Genomic DNA, 25790 nt, shown 5'->3' with positions numbered 1-25790 from the left:
GTTGGCGTGTCCCCCGTGAGCCGGTCCGGGTTGTTTTAGAGTCCTGATTGCCCTGATGAGGGCGGAGAAGGGACGATGAAGAACATGGCAGGACGCAAGCGTCACTCGGCGGAGGACATCGTGCGCAAATTGCGCCGGGCCGATGAGTTGGCCGCGGAAGGCAAGACCGGCGAGGAGATCGCTGCCGATCTCGAGGTGTCGGCGGCCACGTTGTACAACTGGCGCCGCCAGTACGGCGGTATGGACGGCGACGCCGCGAAGGAACTCAAAGAGCTGCGCGAGCAGAACAGCCGACTCAAGCGGCTGCTCGCCGATGCCGAGCTCGAGAAAGACGCGCTGCGGGAGATCGCCAAGGGAAAATTCTGAGCCCGACCGCCAAACGCGCCGCCATCGACATGCTCAAGGACGTCAAGAACATGTCAGAACGCATGGCGTGCAAGGTAGTTGGGCTTTCCCGTTCCGCCTATCGACGGCTGCCGCAAGCGCACACCCCGGCCGACCCCGACGCCGCACTGCGCGAGCAGCTACGCACGTATGCCCGCAAGAACCCCCGGCACGGGTTCCGGCGCGCGTGGGCACACCTGCGCTTCGACGACGGCATCGAGATCAACAAGAAGAAAGTGCATCGGTTGTGGAAAGAAGAGGGCCTGCAAGTGCGGCGCGCTCGGCGCCGCAAACGCGCCGGCCAGTCATCGGTCCCGGTCGTTGTCGCGGACGCACCGAAAGTGGTGTGGGCATTGGACTTTCAGTTCGATTCCACCGTGGATGGGAAGAAGATCAAGATCGCGTCCATGGTTGACGAACACACCCGGATGTCGTTGCTGAACATCGTGGACCGCTCGATTCCGGCTGAGCGGTTGATCGAGGAGTTGGAGAAGACGTTCGCGATCTGGGGTGGCCCGCCGATGGTGCTGCGCATGGACAACGGCCCTGAGTTCATCTCAGAAGCCCTGCAGGCGTTCTGTGCAGGGTCGGTCGGGATCTCCTACATTCCGCCCGGCACACCGTGGAACAACGGGTTCATCGAGTCGTTCAACAACCGGTTGCGCGACGAGTGTTTGAACCGCAACTGCTGGCCCACACTGATCGAGGCCCGCGTGGTCATCGACGACTTCAAAGACGACCACAACCACCGACACCGGCACTCAGCGCTGGGCTACCAAACGCCGGCCGAGTACGCTGCCGGATGCACCCACCAACATCACCCCGTGGGCTGCGAGATCGACTGACGATCACAACAAGGAACTGGCTCTAGAACTGCCTGGACCGGTTATCGGGGACCTGCCATGGTGACCGGGCGGGTGGCGTTGATCGGCATGGCAGCACGGTACTCGGGTCGGATGCGCGGACCATGGCCCGACCTCGACACCTGACACCGCGCGTCGCGCAGGATGGAACAATGGACGGGTGAGCGCGATACGACTCGACGGCAAACTGACCCGCGACGAGATCTTTGCCGATCTCCGTGAACGCGTCGACAAGCTTCGGATGGCCGGTGTGATGCCCGGTCTCGGGACAATTCTCGTCGGCGAGGATCCAGGCTCGCAGTCCTATGTGAAGGGTAAGCACTCCGACTGCGCCAAGATCGGCATCGCTTCGATTCGCAAAGATCTTCCCGCTGACGCCACGACGGCCGATCTCAACGCCGCCATCGACGAGCTCAACGCCGATCCCGGCTGCACCGGCTACATCGTGCAGCTTCCGCTGCCGAAGCATCTCGACGAGAACGCCGCGCTCGAGCGCATCGACCCGGCAAAGGACGCCGATGGTCTGCACCCGATCAACCTGGGCCGACTCGTCCTGGGCAAGGAGTCGACGCTCCCGTGCACACCACGTGGCGTGATCCACCTGTTGCGTCGGTACGACATCCCCATCGACGGCGCGCGGGTGACCGTGGTGGGTCGTGGCGTGACGATCGGTCGTCCGATCGGTCTGCTGCTCACGCGTCGCAGCGAGAACGCGACCGTCACGCTGTGCCACACCGGCACACGCGACCTCGCAGCGGAGATCAGACGTGCCGACATAGTGGTGGCGGCCGCGGGTGTCGGGCACCTGGTGACAGCCGACATGGTCAAGCCCGGCGCAGCGGTCATCGACGTGGGCGTCAGCCGGACCGCTGACGGACTCGTGGGCGACGTCGCTCCCGACGTGTGGGACGTCGCAGGGTACGTCTCGCCGAATCCCGGTGGCGTCGGCCCGCTGACCCGGGCGTTTTTGCTCGTCAACGTCATCGAACGAGCCGAGGCCGATCTGGCCGCACGATCTGCCGCAGGGGTGTCGACTTCCGGGGACACCGGCCGGTGAACTCCGCGACGGATGCGCGGGTGCGTCAGCTTCGCCATGCCCGTCGCGTCCGCGCCGTCATCGCGCAGATCCCGTACATCCTGGTGATGCTTGGCGTGATCGTCGGCGCCGCACTGGTGCTGTTCGATCGCTGGCGACGTGGGTCGTTCGTTTTTGGAACGGCTTTGCTTCTCGGTGCATTCATGCGAGCGGTGTTGCCAACGTCACGAATTGGATTGCTGCAGGTCAGAGGAAGATTTTTCGACGTCGTGTCTCTTGCCGGCGTCGGTGCGTTGATGATATGGCTAGCCGCGTCAATAGACCCGTTGGGCACGGATTGATTACAATCTGGGCTACGCTTCGGTAAAGTGTCTGAGGACATGAGCTGATCCGGCACCCGTCTGATCAGTACACCTCGACGGTTCCATTCCGGACGCGAGTGTGAACTCCGCGAACCGAACAGTGGTGCGCGGCGGCTGTGCGCGAGCACGCCGCAACGAACGATGAACGGCGACAACGGGCAGGCAACCAATCTCTTCGACGCTGGATAGACACGGTCACACCACCCACGACGAGACGACGTCGATGGGCGTTTCGCTGGGTCAGGGCATGATTCACTTCGTTCTGCTCACACGCGACGACTCAGGACGTGAGCTCGTGGAGTCACGGGTGATCGACGTCGACACCAGCGACGGCCACGACACTTCCGGCCGCGTCAATGCAGGCATCGATCTGATGCTCGACGCCGCGCGCGACACCGATCGCCGCGTGGGACCGATCGGTGTCGCGGCAGGTGGCGATCTCGGTCGTGAACTCGTCGGTTCGACGGGGTCGGGTCCGCGACGACAGATCCACCTGGTCTCCGTCGAGCAGGCTGTGACGGCCTGTCTCATCGAGACGGGGCAGATCGGACGGTATCGGTCTGTGGTCGTCGTCGACTGCGGTGACAGCGGGATGAGCCTGTACACAGTCGACCCCGCGACGGGTGCCATTTCCGATGTCACACGCTCACGAGCGCTGTCCGGGCGCGCACTCGACGACGCGATCGTCCGCGAACTCGGCGCAGATGCAAGCGCCGTGCGTGGTTCGTCGACCAACAAGCTCAGTCGCAACGCATTGCGTGGCGCGGTACGAACCGCGAAAGAGGAGCCCGGTGACAGCAATTCGGCCGACTCCGCCAGCCGCTTCCGCATCGGCAGTGCGACACTCGCAGCTGCTTCCCGTCCGCTCCTCCGTGGTGCCCGCGAGGAGTTGAGTCGTTATCTCGCAACGCGTTCGACGTGTGCGGTCGTGCTGGTCGGAGGGCTCGCCAATCTGCCGAGTATCGCCGACATCGTGCCGCAGGTCGACGGTCCGGACGGACCAATCGATGTCGTCATCCCGGCGAGTCCCGAGCAGACGGCTGCCGTCGGCGCCGCGATGCTCGCGTCGGAGGAGGCGTCCGCGCCGAGTCGACTCGCGTTCATCGGCGGCGGTCGCCGCAGGGGAGCGTTGTCGCCGCTGCCGATCGCGGTGACCGCGGTCATCATCGCAGCGGCCATGTTCACCGTGTACGCGGTGGGTTCGACACTGACAGGGAACTCCACACAGATTCCGTCGCCGTCGAGTGCGCGTGTCGCATCGACGACGACTCAGGTCGAGCAGACCGAAGCGATGCCTTCGGAGCCGACAGCGGTTGTGCCGCAGCACAGCTCGGCGTCGAGCAATGCGCCGCACACCACGCGTGAGGACGACGGGCCGGGGTGGGCAACGACCCAACTACCCCCGACGACCCCCTCGCCGACGACGTTGACTCTCTCGGCGCGTCCCGCCCCGCCGTCGACGACCCAGCCGCCGAGCGCGGAGAGCAGTCGCCCGACGCTGCCGCTGCCTCCGGGTATCACGATTCCGCCCGCGCTGCTTCCCCCGAACCTTGCTCCGCCGTCGAGGACTCCGGCTCCCGACACCGCGAGCCCGACACCGGACGATCAGCAGGCGCCGGGCGGCGAGCGTCCGAACAGCAGTGCGCCCCACGCCGATACCGGTCAGGGTTCCCATCGGCCGTCAACGCCGTCGACGACGACCACCACCACGACACCCGCTCCGGATGGGTTGCTTCCAGCGCCCTGAGCGTGGGGTCGGGTGCTGAGAGTGAGTTGCTCGCTCTGCGAGGCGTCGGCGACGGATGCGCCCGCTCAGCGGCGCGCGAGGGCGACAGTGCGCTTCAGGAGATCGCCGATCGCGTCGAACTCGGTCAGGAATCCGTCGTGGCCGGTATCAGACTGCACGACCTGCAAACCGCCGACGCAGTTGCCGAGCTCCTCGGCGAGTTCCACCTGTAACCGCAACGGGTACAGGCGGTCCGAGTCGATGCCGCCGACGATCACGGGTACCTCACAGGCGTTGAGTGCCGCCTGCACGCCACCGCGGTCACGGCCGACGTCGTGGTTGTTGAGCACCTCGGTGAGAATGACGTAGCTCCCGGGGTCGAAGCGCTCGACCAACTTGCCCGCCTGGTGATCGAGGTAGCTCTGCACCGCGTAGCGTCCGCCGGCGAGCGGATCCTCTTCGCCTTGAGGGTGATTCGCGAAGCGCTCATCGAGTTCCGGTTCGCTGCGATAGGTAAGGTGCGCGATCCGTCGAGCGATTCCCAGCCCGGTCGTCGGCGACTGGCCGGTTCCGTGGTAGTCGCCGCCGTGCCATGCGGGGTCGGACGTGATGGCGGCGATCTGAGTCGTCTGGATGCCGATCTGATCTGCCGTCGCACGCGCCCCGACAGCGAGTACGAGCGCGCTCCGGACCCGTTCGGGATACTCGATGATCCATTCCAGCGCTCGGGCACCACCCATCGAGCCGCCGACGACGGCCCCGATGCTCTCGATTTTCAGATGGTCCATCAGGGCGACCTCTGCGCGTACCTGATCGAGCACGGTGATCTGAGGGAAGCGCGAACCCCAGGGGCGTCCGGACGAATCCAACGATGCGGGGCCCGTCGAGCCGCGGCATCCGCCGAGCACGTTGGCCGAGATGACGCACCATTCGTCGGTGTCGATGGCTGCGCCGGGACCGATCAGGCCGTCCCACCAACCGGGAGAGGGATGATTTTCGTCGGCGGAGCCGGTGACATGTGAGTCGCCCGTGAGTGCGTGCAGGGTGAGGATCACATTGTCCCGAGACGGCGACAAGCGACCCCAGCGCTGGAAAGCGATGGTCACGTCGTCGATCTGCTGACCGTTGTCGAGTGAGATCGACCCGAGACGGGCGCTGAGCATCTGGCCGTCCGGGACGTTCTCCCAGTTCGGCCGTTGCTCGGTCTCCGTCTGCGGGTCGATACTCACCGACACAGGTGTCCTCGCTCCTTGGTGCGCGTCCGTCGTTACTTGGCTGCTTCGAATCCTCGGTCGAGATCGGCGAGGATGTCGTCGATCCCCTCGATGCCCACTGCGAGGCGAACGAGGCCAGGGGTGACGCCCGCGGCGAGTTGCTCGTCGGGAGTCAGCTGGCTGTGGGTGGTGGATGCGGGGTGGATCACCAGGGAGCGCACATCACCGATGTTCGCGACGTGGCTGTGCAGTGTGAGTGCCTCGACGAATCGCTTGCCCGCGTCGACACCGCCGATGATCTCGAATCCGATGACCGCGCCCTGTCCCTTCGGCGCGAGTTCCTGGCCGCGCTTGAACCACGGAGACGACGAAAGACCCGCGTAGGCGACCGACTCCACCTGCGGGTGGTCGTTGAGGTACTCGGCGACCCGCTGGGCGTTGGCCACGTGACGCTCGACCCGAAGACTCAGCGTCTCGAGTCCCTGCGCGAGTAGGAAGGCGTTGAACGGAGAAATCGCCGCACCGGTGTCACGCAGCAGTTGCACACGAGCCTTGAGTGCGTACGCGGGGGCGCCGAGGTCGGCGAACACCGCACCGTGGTAGCTCGGATCGGGCGTCGTGAAGCCGGGGAAGAGGTCTTCACCGTCGCGCTGCACCCGCCAGTCGAAGGTGCCGCCGTCGATGATCACGCCACCGATTGCGGTTCCGTGTCCACCGATGTACTTGGTGGCCGAGTGCACGACGATGTCGGCACCGTGCGCCAACGGGTTGAGCAGGTACGGGGTGGCGACGGTGTTGTCGACGATGAGCGGAACCCCGTTGCGATGCGCCACACCGGAGATGCCCTCGATGTCGAGGATCTCGTTGTTGGGGTTGGAGATCGACTCTCCGTAGAACGCACGTGTGTTGTCGCGTACAGCGGCCTGCCATGAGTCGAGGTCTTCCGGGTCCTCGACGAAGGTCACCTCGATACCGAGCTTGGGCAGCGTGTAGTGGAAAAGGTTGTAGGTTCCGCCGTACAGCCTCGGACTCGACACGACGTGTCCGCCGTTTTCGACGATGTTCAGGATCGCGTACGTCTCGGCGGCCTGGCCGGAGGCGACGAGCAGCGCGGCGACACCACCCTCGAGGGCGGCGAGGCGCTGTTCGACGACGTCCTGCGTCGGGTTCATCAGGCGGGTGTAGATGTTGCCGGGTTCGGACAGTCCGAACAGATTGGCTGCATGCGTCGTGTCGTTGAACGTGTACGACGTGGTCTGGTAGATCGGCAGCGCGCGGGCATTGGTGGCCGCGTCGGCCGTCTGGCCGGCATGGATCTGCTTGGTTTCGAAACTCCAGCTGTCCGCTGGATTCTGGTCGACGTCGACGTCAGACATTGGAATATGCATCACTTTCTACGGTCGGCAGGGCACGACGACCCTGTTGGGGTCCGACCTTCGGACCCGCGCTTGCCGGGGACCCGTTTCCGCTGTCCCTCAACCCGGTCATCACCCGGAGCACCCCACCGCGGTTGGAGGGTTGCCGATCAGCAAGCCGGGGCTTTGCGCTGATACTCATGACCTGGCGTCAAGGATATAACACGTCCGAAATGATGTGAGAACCCTCTGACGCAGCCTGGTTCTCGGGCTGGACAAGCTGCGTTTTCCAGGTGGGTCGCGACGTGCTCTGCCGGGCGCAAAATCATCCGGGTGTGTAGTCCGATCGGGGGAATTCGACGCTCTGTCACCGCGAGTTCGCCTGCTGATCAGGAATTCGACGGTGCCGTCGTCGTGCCGCTCCTACCATCCGATCATTCGTATCGGACCCGGGAACTTCGACGCCGCATAGCGGTGCACACCGGCCGAGCTGGATAGGTGGAGACGGTATGGGTGCTCATTTCGGTGTCCGGCGATCGATCACGGCCCTGAGCACACTGGGCCTCGCCTTTGTTGCCGCGGTACTGCTGACGATCGGGCAGACCTCAGGCGCCGGTGTGGCGCGCGCCGGTGCCGTCGACACCGAATGTGGCAGCGGATCGCTCGTGCTCGTCGGGGGTACCTGGGATCCCGATGCCCATCTGCTCGACGGTGTCACCCGTCAGGACAAGTACGCCGGCTACACGGTTCAACGCGTCGAATATCCGGCATCCATCTGGCCGATGGGTTCCTTCGGGTTCGACGCCAGTCAGTCCGAGGGCGTTGCGGCGACGCTCTCGACCGTCGAGCGCTATCAGGCGTCGTGCGAGGGTAAACCGGTCGTGATCGTCGGCTACTCGCAGGGCGCGGGTATCGCAGGCGACGTACTCACTGCCATCGGTACGCGGCAGACATCGGGTTACGACATCTCGCGCGACGAGGTGTCGGGGCTGCTCTATTCCGATCCGCGGCAGGCCGGGAACCTGTACGGAGAGGGCATCGAACTCGTGATGGTCGGCGTGCTCCCCGGTCTCACGATGGCCGGCGCGCGAAGCGTCGACGACTTCGGTGGTCTTCCCGTGACCACCGTCTGTTTCAGCGGAGACCCGATCTGCGACCTGCCCGACCCGCTGCACGATCCTCTCGGCGCGCTCGACGGGTTCATCGGCTACTGGGCCAAGCACGGCCTGTACCCGCTGTACATGTATCTCCCGACCACCGACGGCGCGCTGTGGGATGCGTGGGGTGTGAAGCCACTCGATTGTGTCGAGACCGGTCAGCTCACGAGCTGTGTACTGGTGGTGCCGTCGTCGATGTGGGTTCGTACCCAGCAGTTCGTCGACAAGCTCGGCATCGATTGGACCGTGCCCGATCTGATGGGGGACAGACTCACGCTCCCGAACATCCTCGGCATCACACTCGCGACGTTTCAGCCACCGATCAGGTGGGCGATGGGATGGTTCCCGCAGTTGCCCGACCTCGGCTACGGCGGAGTGCTCACGGACGTCTTCGCACTGCAGGACATGGCCAACGGCTTGAGGACCTGGAACCCCGACCTCTGGGCGAAGGGCGTCGACTCGTTGAGTGCCAGCGTGCGGAGTATCGCGCAGATGCCGGTGAACTTCGCCAGGTTCTGGGCGTACACGCTCACCGGCCGCGATGTCAGTGGGATTCCGGGCCCCGCGTACCGGCCGTCGCTGGTGGCGTTCGAAGAGTGGCTCGCGTCGCTCCGCGCCCCCACAACTGCGGGCCAAACCCCATCCGTCGACGCACTGTCGGCGTTGGGGCAGGGCACCACCACGCAGGGAGACCGGCTCGACGAGAGGGCTCTCGGTAACGATGCTGCCGTCACCGAGGGGGAGAGCGCGGAGCACGGCACAGACGCTCCGGCGACCACACCCGGCGAAAACCACGGTGGTGGGGGAGAACGTGGTGGCACAGCAGGTGGTGGCACAGCAGGTGGCGGCGCGGTAGGTAACGAGCCGGGAAATGGTGAGCCCGGAAGTGGTGGCGCAGCAGATGGTGGGAACGTCGCCGGCGCGACGTCGCCACTACCCGCTCCCACCGGCGACGGATCGCCGCAGCCGGGCGAGGGATCTCCGCAGCCGCAGCCGAACGAGGGATCTACGCAGCCGCAGCCGGTCGACGGATCCAAGCAGCCGCAACCGGGCGACAGTGCGCAGGCGGGGACGCCGCAGCGTGAGGACCCGGTACCCGAGCAGTCCGCGCCTGACGCGTCATCGAATGAGGTCGCGAGCACGAAGCGGGAAACGCAGGGCGCACCGGCCGCCTGACTCGCACGATTGCCGCTTCCGACGTCGACAGCTGGTCCCGACGTCGACTCGTGTGAACGATCTCACCGTCGAAGGTGGAATCGCGCCAACCGGCGTCCTCGTTGCAGCGTGAATGCCGTTCACCAGCACCGACAAGAATCCGACAGGCAGCCGCGCCGCGACGGTGGCGACCCCGACCGTCGTTCATTCGGACGCCACTCGTCGGTTCGCCATGCTCGCGATGGCGCTGGGTGGATTCGGGATCGGGACCACCGAGTTCGTTGCGATGGGGCTTCTGCCGAACATCGCATCGTCGGTGGATGTCTCTGAACCGACGGCAGGTTATGTGGTGTCGTCGTACGCGCTGGGTGTGGTGGTCGGTGCGCCGCTCATCGCCGCACTGACCGCGCGAATGTCTCGACGCACGCTGTTGATCGGGCTGATGGTGGCGTTCACCGTCGGCAACGCCGCGACCGTGTTGGCGCCGAACTTCGGGACGCTCATGGTCGCCCGATTCGTGGCGGGTCTACCGCATGGTGCCTACTTCGGTGTCGCGGCCCTCGTGGCGGCGCACCTCGCAGGACCCCGACATCGTGCGAAGGCTGTCGGGCTGGTTCTGCTCGGGCTCTCGGTGGCCAATGTCGCGGGGGTCCCGATGGCGACCTGGCTCGGCGAAAGTTTCGGCTGGAGAGCTGCTTTCGTCGTCGTCGTGATCATCGGTGTCGTGACGATCGGTGCGCTCTACGTCACGCTCCCCGCTCTCGACGACATGACGGTCACCAATCCGCTCACCGAGCTCGGCGCGCTGACGCGGTCGCAGGTGTGGTTGACGCTCGCGATCGGCGTCGTCGGTTTCGGCGGGATGTTCGCGTTCTACACGTACCTGAACACCGCGCTGACCAGTCTGTCGGGCATCTCGGTTGGTTGGGTTCCGGTGGTGCTGATGGTGTTCGGTGTCGGCATGGTGGTGGGAAATCTCGTCGGCGGTGCGGCCGCGGATTCGAGCGTGCCGCGAGCCATCCTGGTCGGGCTCATCGCCACCGCCGCCGTGCTCGGGCTGTTCGCGGCGTTCGTGACCTCGGCATGGGCCGCCGTGCCTCTGACGTTCCTGGTCGGGGTCAGCGCCACGGCGATGGTGCCCGCGCTGCAGACGCGGCTCATGGACGTCGCCGACGACGCCCAGACGCTCGCCGCGGCGCTCAACCACTCCGCACTCAACATCGCGAACGCGCTCGGGGCATGGCTCGGTGGCGTCGCGATTGCTGCAGGTCTCGGGTATCGCGCACCGTCGGTACTGGGTGCGGGTCTCGCACTCGCGGGGATAGTCGTACTGGGCGTGGCGTTGACTGCTGCCAGGCGTACGACGACGCCGACCCCGGCACCGTCAGATGCCGGGGTCGGGTCTCGATGAGCGACAGTCCGCTCAGCCCACCTCGGGGGGCGTGGCGATCGTCTTCGACAAGTAGAGGGGCTCACCGAGCTTGTCGAGCAGCTCGAGCTGTGTCTCCAGGTAGTCGATGTGGTGCTCTTCGTCCTTGAGGATCTGTTCGAAGAGCTTGGCTGTGGTGATGTCCTGCTTCTCGCGGCACAGCGAGATACCCGGCTTCAACCGGTCGACGACCTCGAGCTCGATCGCGAGGTCGGACTCGAACTGCTCGCGAATGGTCTGCCCGATGCGCAAGGGCAACAGCTTCTGATAGTTCGGCAGACCCTCGAGGAAGAGGATGCGATCGGTGAGGATCTCCGCATGGGTCATCTCCTCGATCGATTCCTCCCGCGTCTTCGCGGCGACCTCGGTCAGGCCCCAGTTGGCCTGCATCTTGGAGTGCAGGAAGTACTGGTTGATGGCGGTGAGTTCACTGGTCAATTGCTCGTTGAGTAGAGCGATGACCTCATCGTCACCACGCATGGCATACCTCCGGTTCGGACTGTTGGTGACAGTGAACCTAGCACGCCAAAAGACCCCGTGGGCGCTATCCCCACGGGGTGTTCGTGCAGGTCAGGCTAGGCTGCGCTAGTTGTGGCGACCCTTCCGGCGCATCGTGAACTGACGATCTGGGTGAGACGTTCGATGCAAGTTCCGCAGCCCTCGCCTGCGCCGCAGCGCTCACTGACGGCATCGGGAGTGTCGGCCCCCGCGTCGCAGTGTTCGTGGACCTCGTCCACAGTGACGGCCCGGCAAATACACACGAACATCTCGCACCTCGCAATCTATTAGGCAAGGTTTACATAAAAGCCGACGGACTGCAAGGGTTGCCTTACCTTTTGGACTGATTCCGAACAACGACGACAGGGTGCGTCGACGTCGGTGTCGGTGCCCCGCCGTACCCTGGTGCACCGTGCCAACTGCGATCACCACAGTGAATGTGAACGGCATCCGTGCGGCGACGAAGGTGCGCTCGGATAGCAACCCGGGATTCGTCCCGTGGGTGCGCTCGGCCGGAACCGACATCGTTCTCCTCCAGGAGGTTCGCGCCACCGAAGACCAGACCAGAGACGTCCTCGCGCCGCTGCTCGACGACGGTTGGCACCTGGCGATGACCGAATCGGTCGTCAAGGGCCATGCGGGCGTCGGGGTGCTCAGCAGGATGGAGCCCTCTGCGGTCCGGGTGGGATTCGGTAGCGACGAATTCGACTCCACCGGAAGGTATCTCGAAGCCGATCTGGATACCGAGAGCGGTGCGGTCACCGTTGCGAGTCTCTATCTGCCCAAGGGTGCGGCGGTTCCGACGTCGGCGTCGTCGGAGAAGGAGGCGGAGAAGTTCGCCGAGAAGAAGCGCTTCCTGGACGCCTTCGGTTCCCACCTCGGATCGCTGGCTCGGAAGAGGCGTCCGGTGATGGTCGGCGGCGACTGGAACATCGCATATGCCGAGCACGACATCAAGAACTGGAAGGGCAATCTGCGGAGCCCGGGGTTCCTGCCCCATGAGCGCGAGTGGGTCGGCGGGCTGCTCGCGTCGGGATGGTCCGATGTGATGCGAGACCTCCATCCGGACGTCGACGGGCCGTACTCGTGGTGGTCATGGCGCGGAAAGGCATTCGACAACGACGCCGGTTGGCGGATCGACTATCACCTCGCCAACAAGGCGATGGCCACGCGTGTGTCCAAGGCCTTCGTCGATCGCGCCGATGCCTACGACCGACGGTGGTCCGATCACGCCCCGGTGACCGTCATCGTCGACTGACGCCTGTAGAAAACTCAGGTGCGCCCGTCTGAGACACTGGAGATCATGAGCGACGTCGAGAAATCGCCTGCGTCGAGTACGCGGCGGCGGGTGTTGTCGGGTATCCAGCCCACCAGCGACTCCTTCCACCTCGGTAACTACCTCGGGGCCGTACGCCAGTGGGTTGATCTGCAGGACGAGTTCGACGCCTTCTACTTCATTCCGGACATGCACGCATTGACGGTGCAGTTCGATCCGTCGGTGCTCGCGGAGCGCACCCGGATGTCGGTGGCACAATTGCTGGCCGTCGGTGTCGATCCGGCGCGCTCGACCGTCTACGTGCAATCGCACGTCCCCGAGATCGCCCAGCTGACCTGGGTTCTCAACTGCATCACCGGGTTCGGTGAGGCGAGCCGGATGACCCAGTTCAAGGACAAGACCGCCAAGCAGGGCGTCGAGTCGTCGAGCGTCGGGTTGTTCACCTATCCGATTCTGATGGCGGCCGACATCCTCGCGTTCCAGGTCGACCAGGTTCCCGTCGGCGAGGACCAGCGACAGCATCTCGAGTTGACCCGCGATCTCGCTCAGCGATTCAACAAGCGGTTCGGCAAGGCGTTCACTGTGCCGCAGGCGTACATCGTCAAGGAGTTCGCGAAGATCTACGACCTGCAGAACCCGACGGCGAAGATGAGCAAGTCGGCGGAGACCGACAAGGGACTCATCAATCTGCTCGACGACCCGAAGCGGTCGGCCAAGAAGATCCGGTCGGCGGTGACCGACACGGGCAGCGAGATCGCGTTCGACCCCGAGAACAAGCCGGGTGTCTCGAATCTGCTCACCATCCAGTCGGCGCTGTCGGGTGTCGAGATCGCCGATCTCGTCGCCAAGTACGAGGGCAAGGGATACGGCGATCTGAAGGTCGAGACCGCCGACGTACTCAGCGACTTCGTCACGCCTCTTCGTGGACGAGTCGACGAGTACCTCGCCGACCCCGCATATCTCGACGGCATCCTCGCCGACGGCGCGGACCGCGCACGCTCGGTGGCGTCGTCGACGCTGCGCGATGTCTACGACAAGGTCGGGTTCCTCGCGCCGCGCGTGTCAGAAACCAAATCCTGACCTCCCGCCGTTGTTTCCGGTAGACACGGAGTGCAGGGAACAACATCGACCGAGCGGAGACGAGAGCCCATGGCTTCGGTGATCGATTCGGGCAAAGCGCTTGTCGCCCGCGGCAAGGACGAGTTCGAGTCGGCAAGGCAGCGGTGGGGCTGGCTCGACCACATCCTGCGGACTCTCGAGCGATACAACGATCGTCGCGGCAATCTCTACGCCGCGAGTATCACATTCACCGGCATTCTCTCTATCGTGCCGATCATCATGGTCGCCTTCTCGGTCGGCGGCTTTGTCCTCGCCGCTCATCCGGAATGGCTCGACAGCATCAAGGACGAGATCGTCAAGGCGATGCCCGGTGAGCTCGGCACGACGGTGGAGAGCGCTATCGACTCGGCCATCCAGTCGCGCGCGACCGTCGGCATCATCGGTCTCGTCGGTGCGGCGTTGACGGGCATCGGCTGGATCTCCGGGGTGCGTATCGGAATGACCGAGATGTATGGGGGACGCGTCGAACGCAACGCGGTGAAGTCCAAACTCAGCGACCTGGTGATCTTCGTGTTGCTCGGCATCGCGTTCCTGGTGACCCTCGGTCTCACAGCGTTGGGCAACAGCGGCCTGATCAACAAGATCCTCGAGTGGACCCACGTCGACGGCTTCACCGGCTCCACGGTGTTCGTCCGCATTCTGGCGATCGCGGTATCGCTGGCCGCGACGTGGCTGCTCTTCGTCTTCGTGTTCGCTCGACTTCCGTTGAATCGGCTGCCTTTTCGCAACGTACTGAAAGCTGCCCTGTTGACCGCGGTCATCTTCGAGGTCCTCAAATCGGTGGCTGGGATCTACCTGAAGTCGGTACTGAGCAGCCCGGCGGGCGCCGCGTTCGGTCCCTTGCTCGGCATCATGGTGTTCGGGTACCTCGCATCGCGAATCGTCCTCTACGCCACGGCATGGTGTGCCACCGACACCGCGAACGAGGCATTCCAGGTGGTCGACCCCACCGAACAGCCCGAGCCGCCCACCGTCGTGGTGCGTCCGGTCTACGAGGTCAATCCGGTTCCCAAGCCGGGGGCCCTCGGCGCAGCGGCGGCGGTCGGTGCCGCCATGGCGCTCGTCGCCCGACACAAGAAAAGCGACTGAGCGTCACGGCTTTCGACGGTGTGGCTTCGTTGGTCGTGAGATCAGCGTCGTCGGAAGAGTCGCAGCGCAACCAACAGCAGGAGAAGCGCCACCAGCAGTCCGACCAGCCCGACGAGGATTCGGACCGACCACGGCGACGCCGGGTCCTGTTGCGCGGCACCATGCTGAGCCGACGTCTCAGCGGTGGTGACGTCCGAGCCCGTGGTGGCCCCGGTTCGGGTGCCGTCGCCGCCCGTCGCGGCCGGCTCGTCGGGGGACGCGAGCTCGCCCACCTGCACCTCGCGTGGAGCGTGTGCGCCGTACGCAACGAGTGAGCGTGCTTGGTCCCAGTAGTTGTCGTCGGCGGTCGACAAACCGTACATCTGGACGATGAGGACGGTCCTACCGTCACGCTTGGCTGCGCCGACAAAGGTCTTCTGCGCGTCGTCGGTATAGCCGGTCTTGCCGCCGAGTGCACCCGGATCACCGTCGAGGAGAAGGTGATTGGATGTCTGCATCAGGTATCCGGGGTGGTCGACGTCGCCCGGGACATCCGCTCGCTTCGGGTAGCCGGGAAAGGTGTGGTTCGGCATCGCGATGATCTCGCGAAAAGTCGAATTCTGCATGGCGGCACGGAAGATCAGTGCGAGATCGTACGGCGACGTCGACATTCCGGCAGCGTCGAGACCCGATGGTGTCGTCGCCCGGGTGTCGTCGGCGTTGAGGCTGTGGGCGAGGTCGTTCATCTTGCGCAGCGTGGTGTCGACGCCGCCGAGCTCGCGGGCGATGACGTGCGCGCAATCGTTTCCGGACACCATGAGCAGTCCGATCATCATGTCGCGCATGGTGTATCGGCCACCCGGCCCCATGCCGCACGCGTCTCCCTCGACGCTCCAGTCCTCCGGTGTGGCGGTCACCGGCTTGTCGAGCGGGGCGCCTGCACGCAGCGCGGTCAGTGCCAACAGGACTTTGATGGTCGACGCCGGGCGGTAGCGCCCGTGCGGGTCCTTGGCCGCGATCACCGCGCCACTGTCGAGATCGGCGACGAGCCAGGCGGCAGAGGTCAGCCGGCCGGGGACAGGTCCGGCTGCAGGGTCGGCAACAACGCCGCAGGCGCCGAGCTTGTCCCCGCCGACCGGTGGGGAATGCACGGGCAGTGGTGTGGGAGTCGTCGAGCCCGGTGCAACGACCTCCGATTCATCGACCGGGGCAGGCGGCGTGACCCGCTGCGGGCAGTGGTCGGTGTTCGGCGTTGTCATCGCAGGCGGTGACAACGGAGCGGCATTCAGCGGAGCGTCGGACATCCCCACGACGACGCCGACCGTGACGATCGACGCGAGAATGCCGCGTGCCGCGAGTCGGCGGAGGGAGCGTCGAGCCGGCGCTGCGAAGGAGTGCATCGCTGAGCAGGCTACCGGCCGCAGCATGCAGCCGGTAGCCTGCCTCGCGGTGATCCGTCGTGTCGGGGCCCGTGGTCAGAGCAGCGCGTACGCGTCGGTCAGGACTCCACGCAGGATCTGTTCGATTTCGTCGAACTCGGCCTGTCCGCAGATCAGCGGCGGCGCGAGCTGGATGACCGGGTCTCCGCGGTCGTCGGCCCGACAGTAGAGACCGGCGTCGAAGAGTGCGGTCGACAGGAATCCACGCAGGATGCGTTCGGACTCCGTCTCGGTGAACGTCTCCTTGGTGGTCTTGTCCTTGACCAGCTCGATGCCGTAGAAGAACCCTTCGCCACGCACATCGCCGACGATCGGGAGGTCGTAGAGCTTCTCCAGCGTCGAGCGGAACGCCGGTGCGGTGGACTTCACGTGGTCGTTGAGTCCTTCTCGTTCGAAGATGTCGAGATTGGCCAGGGCCACCGCCGACGACACGGGGTGTCCGCCGAAGGTGTAGCCGTGTGCGAAGGTCGTCGTGTTGTCGTTGAACGGCTCGAAGAGCCGTTCACTGGCGATCATCGCGCCGATCGGGGAGTAGCCGGAAGTCATGCCCTTGGCGCACGTGATGATGTCGGGTGTGTAGCCGAAGTCCTGGCAGGCGAACATCGATCCGATGCGGCCGAACGCGCAGATCACCTCGTCGGACACCAAGAGCACGTCGTATTCGTCGCAGATCTCGCGCACGCGTTCGAAATAGCCGGGCGGCGGCGGGAAGCAGCCGCCCGCATTCTGGACGGGTTCGAGGAACACGGCGGCGACGGTGTCCGGGCCTTCGAATTCGATGGCTTCGGCGATGCGGTCGGCCGCCCAGCGGCCGAACTTCTTCGGGTCCGCGGCCAGCTCCTCGTCGGGGGCGCGATAGATGTTGGTGTTCGGTGCGCGGAACCCACCGGGGGTCAGCGGTTCGAACATCTTCTTGAGGTCCGGGATGCCGGTGATCGCCAGGGCTCCCTGCGGGGTGCCGTGATAGGCGATCGAACGTGAGATCACCTTGTGCTTCAACGGCTTTCCGGTGAGCTTGAAGTACTGCTTGGCGAGCTTCCACGCGCTTTCGACGGCTTCGCCGCCACCGCTGGTGAAGAAGACGCGGTTGAGATCGCCCGGGGCATTCGCCGCGAGCCGTTCGGCGAGTTCGATCGCGGGAGGAGTGGCGTAGGACCACAACGGGAAGAACGCCAGCTCCTTGGCCTGCTTGGCCGCCGCCTCGGCGAGTTCATCGCGGCCGTGACCGACCTGGACGACGAACAGTCCCGCGAGGCCGTCGAGATAACTGCGACCGCGGTCGTCGAAGATTCGCGCGCCCTCACCCCGGGTGATCACCGGTGGCGTTATCTCGTCGCCATGGCGGGAGAAGTGCCCCCACAGGTGCGCCGCGCTGCGCTGCCCGAGGGATTCTGTTGTGGATGCGGTCATCGTGTACCCCAATTGTATTGCTGTTTCACTAGTTTCAGATAAACGAGGGTCTCGGTCGAGTTCACCTCGGGATGTGTTCGAACCCTGCGGTTGATGATGTCGAGCAGATGGTCGTCGTCCTCGCAGACGACCTCGATCATGATGTCGTAGGTGCCCGCGGTGAGCACCACGTAATCGATCTCGGGGTGCTCGGCGAGTTGGCGTGCCAATCGCTCCGTGTCTCCGGTGCAGCGGATGCCGATCATGGCCTGTCGGGAGAAACCGAGTTTGAGAGGATCGGTCACCGCGACAATCTGCAACAGGCCGCTCTCGCTGAGCTTCTGCACCCGGTTGCGCACCGCTGCCTCAGACAGGCCGACGGATTTGCCGATCGCCGCGTACGAACTCCGACCATCGGCCTGGAGCTCTTCGATGATCTTCTTCGCGATGGCGTCGAGGTGTGTCGGCATTGGTTCGGCCACACGTCGATGGTGGCGGATTCAGCAGATATTGGCAACCGAAACCACGGTTTCGGTATCAGATTGGCTCTTCAAGTCGTGAATCCGTTGTCCACGCAGTATCGTCAGTGGTCGTGTCAACCATCACGACAGTTCCCAGCGGTTGGGTCGACGGTGCTCCGTACAGCGGATCGGGCAGCGACCACACTGTGATCGATCCCGCCACCGGCGCCACGGTGGCGCACCTCGCGCTCGCCTCTGCCTCCGACGTTACCTCCGCGGTCGCACATGCCGCGCGTGCACAACACGACTGGGGTGGGGCAACGCCGGCCGAGCGGTCTGCTGTGCTGCACACCTTCGCGCGCCTACTCGACGCCAACGCCACACTGCTGGCGAACGAGGAGGTGTCGCATACCGGCAAGGCGATCCGCCTCGCCACCGAATTCGACGTCCCCGGCAGCATCGACAACGTCGACTTCTTCGCCGGCGTTGCCCGCAACCTCGACGGGAAGGCGAGTGCGGAGTACTCGGGCGAGCACACATCGTCGATCCGACGCGAACCCGTCGGGGTCGTCGGCTCCATCACCCCGTGGAACTATCCGCTGCAGATGGCAGTGTGGAAAGTGCTGCCCGCGTTGGCCGCCGGCTGCTCGGTGGTTCTCAAACCCGCCGAGATCACCCCGCTCACGACGCTCACGCTGGCACGCCTGGCCACCGAGGCGGGCGTGCCCGACGGCGTCTTCAACGTCGTGGTCGGCACCGGAGCGGACGTGGGAGCTGCGATCGCCGGGCACCCCGACATCGACATCGTGACCTTCACCGGCTCCACTCAGGTCGGTCGCATGGTGATGTCCCAGGCCGCGACGAACGGTACGCGCGTACAACTCGAGCTCGGCGGCAAGGCTCCGTTCGTCGTGTTCGACGACGCCGATCTCGATGCCGCGATCCAGGGTGCCGTGGCCGGAGCCCTCATCAACGCCGGTCAGGACTGCACGGCAGCCACACGCGCGATCGTCGCGCCGTCGCTCTACGACGACTTCGTGTCGGGCGTCGCCGACGTCATGGCGTCGGTGCGGGTCGGCGATCCCCGCGATCCCGAGACCGACATGGGCTCACTCATCTCGCTCGCGCACCGCGACAAGGTCGCGGGCATGGTGGAACGCGCACGCTCCGCCGGCGCGCGAGTGGTGACCGGTGGGGTGCTCCCCGACGGTCCCGGCAGCTTCTATCCGTCCACGCTCATCGCCGACGTTGCCGAGGACTCCGAGATCTACCGCGACGAGGTCTTCGGTCCGGTGCTGACCGTCTCGAGCTTCACCGACGACGACGACGCGCTGCGTCGCGCCAACGACACCGTCTACGGGCTCGCGGCGTCGGCCTGGACACGTGACGTCTATCGCGCGCAGCGGGCGAGCCGGGAGATCACGGCAGGCTGCGTGTGGATCAACGACCACATCCCGATCATCAGCGAGATGCCGCACGGTGGCGTGGGGGCGTCGGGTTTCGGCAAGGACATGTCGACTTACTCGCTCGACGAATACCTGACCGTCAAGCACGTGATGAGCGACATCACCGGTGTCGCTCGGAAGCCTTGGCACCGAACGGTGTTCACCAACACCGGAGAGGCGCAGTCATGAGTGGGGCATGGGCTACCGAGCCCACGGCGCGCGGAGCAGCGGTGGTCTCATCGGCCGCGCCGTCGTCGTATTGGCTTGATCGGGACGACCGTCCCGCGCCGCGTCCGCGCGTGCTCGGAGAGGTCACCGCCGATCTTGTCGTGGTCGGCGGTGGTTTCACCGGACTGTGGACCGCGGTGCAGGCGGCGGAGCGCAATCCGGGCCGTCGTATCGTGCTCATCGAACGCGACCGCATCGCCGAGCACGCGAGTGGACGCAACGGGGGGTTCTGCTCGGCGAGTCTGACCCACGGGCTGGGAAACGGCATGGAGCGTTTTGCCGACGAACTCCCCACGCTGTTGCGCCTCGGCCACGAGACGCTCGACGAGATCGACGCAGCGATCCGTAGGCACGGTATCTCCGCAGACGCCGAGCGGACCGGGGAACTGGACTTCGCCAACTTCGACTGGCAGGCAGCCGAATTGGCGGAGTACGCCGACTCGGCGAAGCAACTCGGCGAAGACCTGCCTCTGCTGACGCAGGCACAGGCGCGTGAGCGCGTCGACTCGCCGATGGTCGCTGGTGCGGTATTCGATCCCGACGTGATCATGCTCGACCCGGCTCGGTTGGCCTGGGGTCTCGCCGACGCCGCAGAGCGTCTCGGCGTGCAGATCTTCGAACAGTCGGAGGTCACCGGCATCACCGGTGAGGGCGAGGCGCTGCGGCTCACCACGGGCCTCGGTGAGGTCGTCGCCGACCGTGCGGTGCTCGCGACGTCGGCGAGCCCGTCGTTGGTCCGGCGACTGAGGCTCTACACCGTCCCCGTCTGGGACTACGCGATCATGACCGAACCACTGTCCGTCGAGCAGCTCGACTCGATCGGCTGGGCGGGCCGGGAGGGGCTCGCCGACGCGGGGCCGCGGTTCCACTACTTCCGACTGACGGCCGACAACCGGATCCTGTTCGGCGGGTGGGATGCGTTGTACCACTACGGCTCCGACGACTCGCCACGCCACCAGCAGGAGCCGCGCGAGTTCGCGCTACTCGGCGAACACCTGTTGCAGATGTTCCCGCAACTCGAGGGCATCCGTGCAAGTCACGCGTGGGGCGGGGCGATCGACACCTGCTCGCGGTTCTGTGCGTTCTGGGACCGCTCGTACGGCGGGCGCGTCGTGACCGCGGTCGGGTTCACCGGACTGGGCGTGGGGGCTTCCCACTTCGCCGCTGCGACGGCACTCGACCTCGTCGACGGTGCGGACACCGAGCGCACGCGCCTGAACATGGTGCGCTCCAAGCCGATCCCGTTCCCGCCGGAACCCTTGCGCGCGTTCGGCATCAACATGACCCGACGCGAGCTGGCACGCAGTGAGCGTCGTCGGGGTAAGCGTGGTGTGTGGCTGACGGTGATGGACAAGATCGGGCTGGGCTTCGACAGCTGATCGGAGTAGGTGCTGAAGGGCGTACCCGACGAGCTGCGACGACGCCGCGCCACCCGCGCGCGGCTATGTGGCAAGCAGTTGAGCGACGCCCGCGTCATAGGTGGTGACGGCGAAGTCGGGGAAAGCGCGCGTGAACTTGTCGGAGACGAAGATGGTGTCAACCGCGTAGCGCGGCAGCAACTCCCACAGTTCGCGGGCGTTCTTGCTGAACAGTCGCCCCAGAGCGAAGACGGGCACCGGTAGCACCGTGTACTTGTTCTCGTGTCCGCTCGCCCGCGTGGTGAGGTCGATCAGCTGTGCATAGGTGCGACGGTTGTCGTCGACGGGCAGATGCCATGTCTGTCCGTACGCCGACTCGGTGTTTCCGATCAGGGCCATCGCGCGGCTGGCGTCCGGAGTCCAGATGAGCGTGCGCAGTGTGTCGTCGCGGACGGGTACGAGCGCCCTCTTGTGCTGAGCGACTCGGTCGAAAACCAGTGCGTTGGTGAAACTCTGGGTTTTCCCAGGCCCGTAGAACTCGGGCGCGCGACAGATCACGGCGTCTACGGTCCCGGCATCCATGGCGTCGAGCAACATGGTTGCCGTCTTGGCGCGGGTACGTCCTTTGCTCCCCGAAGGCCGGAACGTGGTGTCCTCCGTCTGCGGCTCGCTGGTCATCGGATACATGTAGGTGTTGTCGAAGAACACGAGTCTCGTGCCGTGACGGACGCACGCGTCGATGACGTTGCCCATCATCACCGGGAACCGTCGGGCCCACATCTCCGAGTCGGCAGGGAGTCCGACCGTCAGGTAGGCGATGTCACTGCCGGCAACGGCCGTATCGGTCTGCGCCGCGTCCATGAGATCGGCGGCGACGAGTTCGTCGGAGTCGTTGACGCTTCGGGGATGTCTGCTCACGAGGCGAACGTCGCGGGTGTGGTTGCGGTGGAGTTCGCGGGCGAGTTCTGTGCCGATCTGCCCGTTGGCGCCGAGGATCGTCTGCATCGTTCGACGGTAGGCTCCAATGTAAGCACTGTCAACAACGGGTGCGGTTCGAAACCCCGGTGGGGTGTTCGGCTCTCGGTCAGCCGATCTGACAAGTGCCCGTCGCACGGTCCGACCGGCAGTCGTTCTCGGCTGGGCCAGGACGGTGGCATTCGTCGAGCTTGCCCGGCTCGAAGCGGACGCAGAGGCACTGTTTGTCGCGTGCGTACTCCACGACGTTGCGCTCGGAGTCCCCGGAGCCCCCGGATCCCCCGACGGCAGCGTCGGCTGCTCCGGGCGGAGGCACAGGTACTCCCGCGGCTACCGCGCGGCTATGGCGCTTCTCGCGGTGCGCAACCGCTCGATCGGATCACGAACTGACCTCACCGCCGCGGTCGGTGCTGATGAGCTCAACCCAGCGCGCCATCGCGGCGGCGGCCATTGACCTGGTGTCAGACTCGATCCCCGCGAGGCCGGCGATGGCTTGCTCTGGGCCCCGCGGTCCCAATGCGCCGACGATCTCCTCGCGGTAGTCGTCGTCGGCCACCCACTCGGCGAAGCCTCGTGTGTCGACCTCGAGATGGAATTGGATTCCGTAGCTCGAGCCGAGCCGGAACATCTGATTCGGGTAAGCCGACGACGACGCGAGCAGTACCGAACCCTCGGGTAGGCCGAAGGTGTCGTAGTGCCACTGCATGACGTCGAAAGTGTTGTCGCTCAGCCCCTTCCAGACAGGATCAGCCAGGCCCTGTTGGGTCCATTCGACGCTGCAGATCCCGATCTCGGCGGCGGGCCCCGTCGTGACGGCGGCGCCTGCCGCAGCGGCGAGCAATTGTGATCCGAGACAGATGCCGAAAACCGGGACGTCGGCGGCGAGCGCGCGGTGCAGGAACGTGATCTCGGCATCGATCCACGGGTGGAGTGCTCCGTCATTGGCGCCCATGGGACCGCCCATCGCCACTATTCCGTCGAAGACGGTCGGGTCGTCGGGGAGAGGTTCGCGCCATGTGCGGACGGTGTGCAGTTCGGTGGTTGCGGGAAGTCCGTCGGCGTAGGTCCCGAGAGATTCGATCTCGGCATGACGGAGCTCGAGAAGCCGGATCGGTGAGGCGGACGCAGGGGCAGACGATGCGTTCATTCTGTGGTGGAGCGGGGCACGACGATGACCGGCGCGGTTGTCCACTTCAGGATCCGAGCCGCCGTCGGACCGAGGAACACGCGGTTCTCGCTACCGAGATGTCCGGAGCCGACCGCGATGATGTCGTTGTCGTCCCACGGCAGATTGGCCAGCGCCTCGTCGAGCGTGTTCCCGTCGGCGACGAGTACCTCGATGTCAAGGTCGGCGTCGACGTGGTCGCGGGTTTCCTCGAGCAGTGTCCGAGCCGCCTGGACCTGCTGCTTGCGCACCGCGAGGCTCTCGTCGTCGGCGCCGGGAATCTCCAGCGACACGAGTGACAGGAGTCGGAGGTCGATGGACGCGAGTTCGGCGAATCCGATCGAGAATGGCAGCGGATCGGAATCGGAGTGTTTCGTCGACACAGCCACGGTGAGCAGGTCGATCACGACGTCCTTGCGCTTGGTGTAGCCGCGAGGTGCGAGTCCGACCGGGATGGGCGACGAGTGCAGCAGTTCGGTGCTCACTGTTCCGAGCGAATGACGCGAGAAGATGCCGTCGCCGGTACCGCCGATGATGATCATCGACGCCCCGGACTGCTCGGCGACCTCGACGAGTCCTTCGGTGAACGATTCGTTGACCGTGACGACCGTCCGGACCTCGATACCGTCGGGGACACGCGCGGCGCCTTCGGCGAGCCATTCCGACGCCTGGTTCTCCAGCCGCTCCATGTACTGCTCGAGGCCGGGCTGGCCGTCGTAGGGGATCGGCCGGATCACGCAGATCAGGTCGAGCGCGGCTCCGATCTTCGCAGCGATCGCCGACGCGAGCGCAACGCCGTCGTTGCCCGACGGTGTGGCGAGATAGCCGACGGCGAGACGATTGGGGTTCTCAGTAGACATCCGGGACCTTCACTTCGGTATTTGCGTCGAGTGTCTTACCTCTGAAGAAGTCGCTGTCAGCGGCGCAGCAAGCGAGCATCAACGGGACTCCGAGGACAAGCATGCCGACACCGAGGATGAACACGCCACCGATCCCACCGACCGATGTCGAACCGTAGTCGGGATTGATCATGTCGATGGCGCTCTTGATGAACGCCCATGCCATCGCGATGCCGCCGAGAAGTGGGAAGAGCCCGCGCATGAAGAAGTTCCGTGCGGAATCGAACAGAGTTCTGCGGAAGTACCAGACGCACGAGAACGCGGTGATGCCGTAGTAGAACGCGACAGCGAGGCCGAGCGACGAGATCGAGTCGGCAAGGGTGTTCTGACTCGCGAACGACAACACGAGGTAGAAGATCAGCGCCGACGCGCCCATGACCGCGGTGCCGAACGCCGGTGTCATGTACCGCGGGTGGATGTAGCCGAAACGTTGGGGCAGCGCTTTGTACACAGCCATCGACAGGGTTCCCCGAGCAGTGGGGAGGATCGTCGACTGCGTCGAGGACAGCGCTGAGATGCAGACGACGAGCAGTAGCGCCGATGCCATCACCGCGCCCGCGACCGGCTCGCCGAGGATGGTCAGCACGTCGTCGGCGTTGTCGGGGTTGTTCAGACCGATACCGGTTGTGCCGAAGCCCGCGAACGACTCCACCGCGTAGGCGACGAGCACGTAGGTGGCCACGAGGATCAGGCAGCAGATCACAGCGGCGCGTCCCGGGGTCTTCTCCGGGTCTTTGGTTTCCTCGCCGACGGCGAGGCACGCGTCCCACCCCCAGTAGATGAAGATGCACAGGATCACCGCCGCCGCGATCGACGACTGGCTCAGGCCGGTCGGCGACAACCAGCCCCATTCCGGAGTCACCGCCTGGGGGCCTGCATGGTTGGTTGCCACTTTCACCAGCGCGATGACACTCGCCAGGATCAGGATGCCGAACTGGATGAACATCAGCACCGACTGGATGCGCTCGCTGATGACGATGCCGCGGATACTGACCCAGGTCATCACGATGATGAAGAAGCAGCCGAGGGTGACCTTGGCCCAGAGGCTGTCGGCGAGTGAGTCGAGGTGCAGGAAGCGTAAGAGGTACACCGCCGCGATCTCGGCGACGTTGGCCAGCACGATGATTGCAGAGACCGCGAGGCCCCAGCCGCCGATCCACCCGATCCACGGGCCGAAGGCCTTGGTGCCCCAGGTGAACGTCGTGCCGCAGTCGGGGGTATCGCGCGAGAGCTCCCGGTAGGCAAACGCCACGAGCAGCATCGGGATGAACGCGATCACGAACATGGCGGGTGCCTTGCTGTGCACGGCCACCACGACGTAACCGAGCGTCGCGGCGAGGCTGTAGGCGGGCGCGACGGCCGACAAGCCGATGATCACGTTGCCGAGCAGTCCGATCGACCCGGCGCGCAGTCCCTTGTCACCCGACTGGATCTCGGCGTGAACCTTCTCTGCCATGCCCTCGATCACCCCCTACCTCACTCTGTGGTGGGTCAAGACTATGGTTCCCGCAAGCTTTGCGCTCGGCGACGGACGAAACAGTCAGCCGAAGGCCTCGAACGCTTCGAAATGCGCGGTAAATGACCGATTCAGTGTACTGAAAACAGTTAGGTTCGCTCACTTCTTGCGGCGGTGCAGTCGGTTGTGATGTGGGCGTGCAGTCTGCGGGCGGTGGCTGGAAGTGGGGGAAGAGTGTCGACGCCGTGCAGGAAGTGGAGGAAGGGCTCTTTCCGCGGGTTGTGTGCGTTTCCGCGGGGAACTTCTCGGGGAAAGAGCAGAAACCCGGGGAAG

22 protein-coding genes and 1 riboswitch are annotated in these 25790 nt (G+C 65.2%); of the genes, 11 read left to right on the top strand and 11 right to left on the bottom strand.

The annotated features are described in order from the left end of the window. The first annotated feature begins 84 nt into the window (after positions 1-84). The 4 genes from LK459_RS01930 to LK459_RS01915 all read left to right on the top strand — a co-directional run bounded on the left by LK459_RS01930 (position 85) and on the right by LK459_RS01915 (position 4392). Positions 85-1229, top strand: a protein-coding gene (locus LK459_RS01930) for an IS3 family transposase (RefSeq protein WP_373279128.1) whose coding sequence is annotated in 2 segments (ribosomal slippage) — positions 85-352 and positions 352-1229 — 1146 coding nt in all. Because the reading frame shifts where the segments join, the coding sequence is not laid out codon by codon here. A 178-nt stretch (positions 1230-1407) separates the two neighbouring features. Further along, complete coding sequence (locus LK459_RS01925) at positions 1408-2304, top strand: bifunctional methylenetetrahydrofolate dehydrogenase/methenyltetrahydrofolate cyclohydrolase (RefSeq protein ID WP_007238721.1); 897 nt, start codon at positions 1408-1410, stop codon at positions 2302-2304. Continuing rightward, entirely contained in the window at positions 2301-2624 is a 324-nt protein-coding gene (locus tag LK459_RS01920) for a DUF3017 domain-containing protein (protein WP_227921450.1), read from the top strand. Before LK459_RS01925 ends, LK459_RS01920 begins: the two co-directional genes overlap by 4 nt. A 244-nt stretch (positions 2625-2868) precedes the next feature. Continuing rightward, entirely contained in the window at positions 2869-4392 is a 1524-nt protein-coding gene (locus LK459_RS01915) for a hypothetical protein (RefSeq protein ID WP_227921448.1), read from the top strand. Between the two features lie 65 nt (positions 4393-4457). Here the strand turns inward: LK459_RS01915 and metX are convergent, their stop codons facing one another. Beyond that, positions 4458-5606, bottom strand: a complete 1149-nt coding sequence (gene metX / locus LK459_RS01910; protein WP_227921447.1) for a homoserine O-acetyltransferase MetX — start codon at positions 5604-5606, stop codon at positions 4458-4460. Between the two features lie 32 nt (positions 5607-5638). Then, positions 5639-6961, bottom strand: coding sequence for a bifunctional o-acetylhomoserine/o-acetylserine sulfhydrylase (locus LK459_RS01905; RefSeq protein ID WP_039993966.1), 1323 nt, complete (start codon positions 6959-6961; stop codon positions 5639-5641). A 63-nt stretch (positions 6962-7024) separates the two neighbouring features. After that, positions 7025-7146, bottom strand: a riboswitch (SAM riboswitch). Positions 7147-7449: 303 nt separating this feature from the next. Here LK459_RS01905 and LK459_RS23130 point away from each other — a divergent pair. Both LK459_RS23130 and LK459_RS01895 read left to right on the top strand, forming a co-directional pair. Beyond that, the gene (locus LK459_RS23130; protein WP_265416854.1) at positions 7450-9273 is read left to right on the top strand and encodes a cutinase family protein; all 1824 of its coding nucleotides are present in this window, start codon (positions 7450-7452) and stop codon (positions 9271-9273) included. A gap of 112 nt (positions 9274-9385) precedes the next feature. Continuing rightward, on the top strand, positions 9386-10663 hold the full coding sequence (locus LK459_RS01895; protein ID WP_227921445.1) for an MFS transporter: 1278 nt from the start codon (positions 9386-9388) through the stop codon (positions 10661-10663). Between the two features lie 12 nt (positions 10664-10675). On the opposite strand, the gene bfr is transcribed toward LK459_RS01895, so the two are convergent. Beyond that, the gene (bfr, locus tag LK459_RS01890) at positions 10676-11161 is read right to left on the bottom strand and encodes a bacterioferritin (RefSeq protein WP_007238714.1); all 486 of its coding nucleotides are present in this window, start codon (positions 11159-11161) and stop codon (positions 10676-10678) included. 95 nt (positions 11162-11256) lie between these two features. Further along, entirely contained in the window at positions 11257-11448 is a 192-nt protein-coding gene (locus LK459_RS01885) for a (2Fe-2S)-binding protein (RefSeq protein ID WP_083835901.1), read from the bottom strand. A 143-nt stretch (positions 11449-11591) separates the two neighbouring features. Between LK459_RS01885 and LK459_RS01880 the strand changes: the two genes are divergently transcribed. From LK459_RS01880 to LK459_RS01870, 3 genes are all read left to right on the top strand, one after another. Beyond that, positions 11592-12437, top strand: coding sequence for an exodeoxyribonuclease III (locus LK459_RS01880; protein ID WP_227921440.1), 846 nt, complete (start codon positions 11592-11594; stop codon positions 12435-12437). Positions 12438-12482: 45 nt separating this feature from the next. Then, the gene (gene trpS, locus LK459_RS01875) at positions 12483-13535 is read left to right on the top strand and encodes a tryptophan--tRNA ligase (protein WP_227921438.1); all 1053 of its coding nucleotides are present in this window, start codon (positions 12483-12485) and stop codon (positions 13533-13535) included. Between the two features lie 69 nt (positions 13536-13604). Continuing rightward, entirely contained in the window at positions 13605-14663 is a 1059-nt protein-coding gene (locus LK459_RS01870) for a YhjD/YihY/BrkB family envelope integrity protein (RefSeq protein ID WP_007238711.1), read from the top strand. A gap of 41 nt (positions 14664-14704) precedes the next feature. On the opposite strand, the gene LK459_RS01865 is transcribed toward LK459_RS01870, so the two are convergent. From LK459_RS01865 to LK459_RS01855, 3 genes are all read right to left on the bottom strand, one after another. Further along, positions 14705-16042 (bottom strand): D-alanyl-D-alanine carboxypeptidase family protein, encoded by a 1338-nt coding sequence (locus tag LK459_RS01865; protein ID WP_227921436.1) that lies wholly within the window; start codon positions 16040-16042, stop codon positions 14705-14707. 75 nt (positions 16043-16117) lie between these two features. Continuing rightward, entirely contained in the window at positions 16118-17491 is a 1374-nt protein-coding gene (locus tag LK459_RS01860; protein ID WP_227921435.1) for an aspartate aminotransferase family protein, read from the bottom strand. Further along, positions 17488-17940, bottom strand: coding sequence for an Lrp/AsnC family transcriptional regulator (locus LK459_RS01855; protein WP_227923531.1), 453 nt, complete (start codon positions 17938-17940; stop codon positions 17488-17490). The genes LK459_RS01860 and LK459_RS01855 overlap by 4 nt, the downstream gene beginning before the upstream one ends. 116 nt (positions 17941-18056) lie before the next feature. Between LK459_RS01855 and LK459_RS01850 the strand changes: the two genes are divergently transcribed. Together LK459_RS01850 and LK459_RS01845 are read left to right on the top strand one after the other, a co-directional pair. Beyond that, complete coding sequence (locus LK459_RS01850; protein ID WP_407648698.1) at positions 18057-19565, top strand: gamma-aminobutyraldehyde dehydrogenase; 1509 nt, start codon at positions 18057-18059, stop codon at positions 19563-19565. Continuing rightward, positions 19562-20983, top strand: coding sequence for an NAD(P)/FAD-dependent oxidoreductase (locus LK459_RS01845; protein ID WP_227921432.1), 1422 nt, complete (start codon positions 19562-19564; stop codon positions 20981-20983). The genes LK459_RS01850 and LK459_RS01845 overlap by 4 nt, the downstream gene beginning before the upstream one ends. Before the next feature lie 63 nt (positions 20984-21046). On the opposite strand, the gene LK459_RS01840 is transcribed toward LK459_RS01845, so the two are convergent. From LK459_RS01840 to LK459_RS01825, 4 genes are all read right to left on the bottom strand, one after another. Continuing rightward, positions 21047-21967, bottom strand: a complete 921-nt coding sequence (locus tag LK459_RS01840; RefSeq protein WP_227921430.1) for an NAD-dependent epimerase/dehydratase family protein — start codon at positions 21965-21967, stop codon at positions 21047-21049. Between the two features lie 349 nt (positions 21968-22316). Then, positions 22317-23084: a type 1 glutamine amidotransferase gene (locus LK459_RS01835; RefSeq protein ID WP_227921428.1), complete on the bottom strand. Its 768-nt coding sequence runs from the start codon at positions 23082-23084 to the stop codon at positions 22317-22319. Continuing rightward, positions 23081-23962, bottom strand: a complete 882-nt coding sequence (locus tag LK459_RS01830) for a universal stress protein (protein ID WP_227921427.1) — start codon at positions 23960-23962, stop codon at positions 23081-23083. The genes LK459_RS01835 and LK459_RS01830 overlap by 4 nt, the downstream gene beginning before the upstream one ends. Beyond that, complete coding sequence (locus tag LK459_RS01825) at positions 23952-25457, bottom strand: APC family permease (RefSeq protein WP_227921425.1); 1506 nt, start codon at positions 25455-25457, stop codon at positions 23952-23954. Before LK459_RS01825 ends, LK459_RS01830 begins: the two co-directional genes overlap by 11 nt. Positions 25458-25790 lie beyond the last annotated feature (333 nt).

Source organism: Gordonia otitidis (assembly GCF_020735545.1).
Classification (GTDB): Bacteria; Actinomycetota; Actinomycetes; order Mycobacteriales; family Mycobacteriaceae; genus Gordonia; species Gordonia otitidis.
Note: the sequence above shows the minus strand (reverse complement) of the source record. Positions and strands in the feature narration are given on the sequence as shown.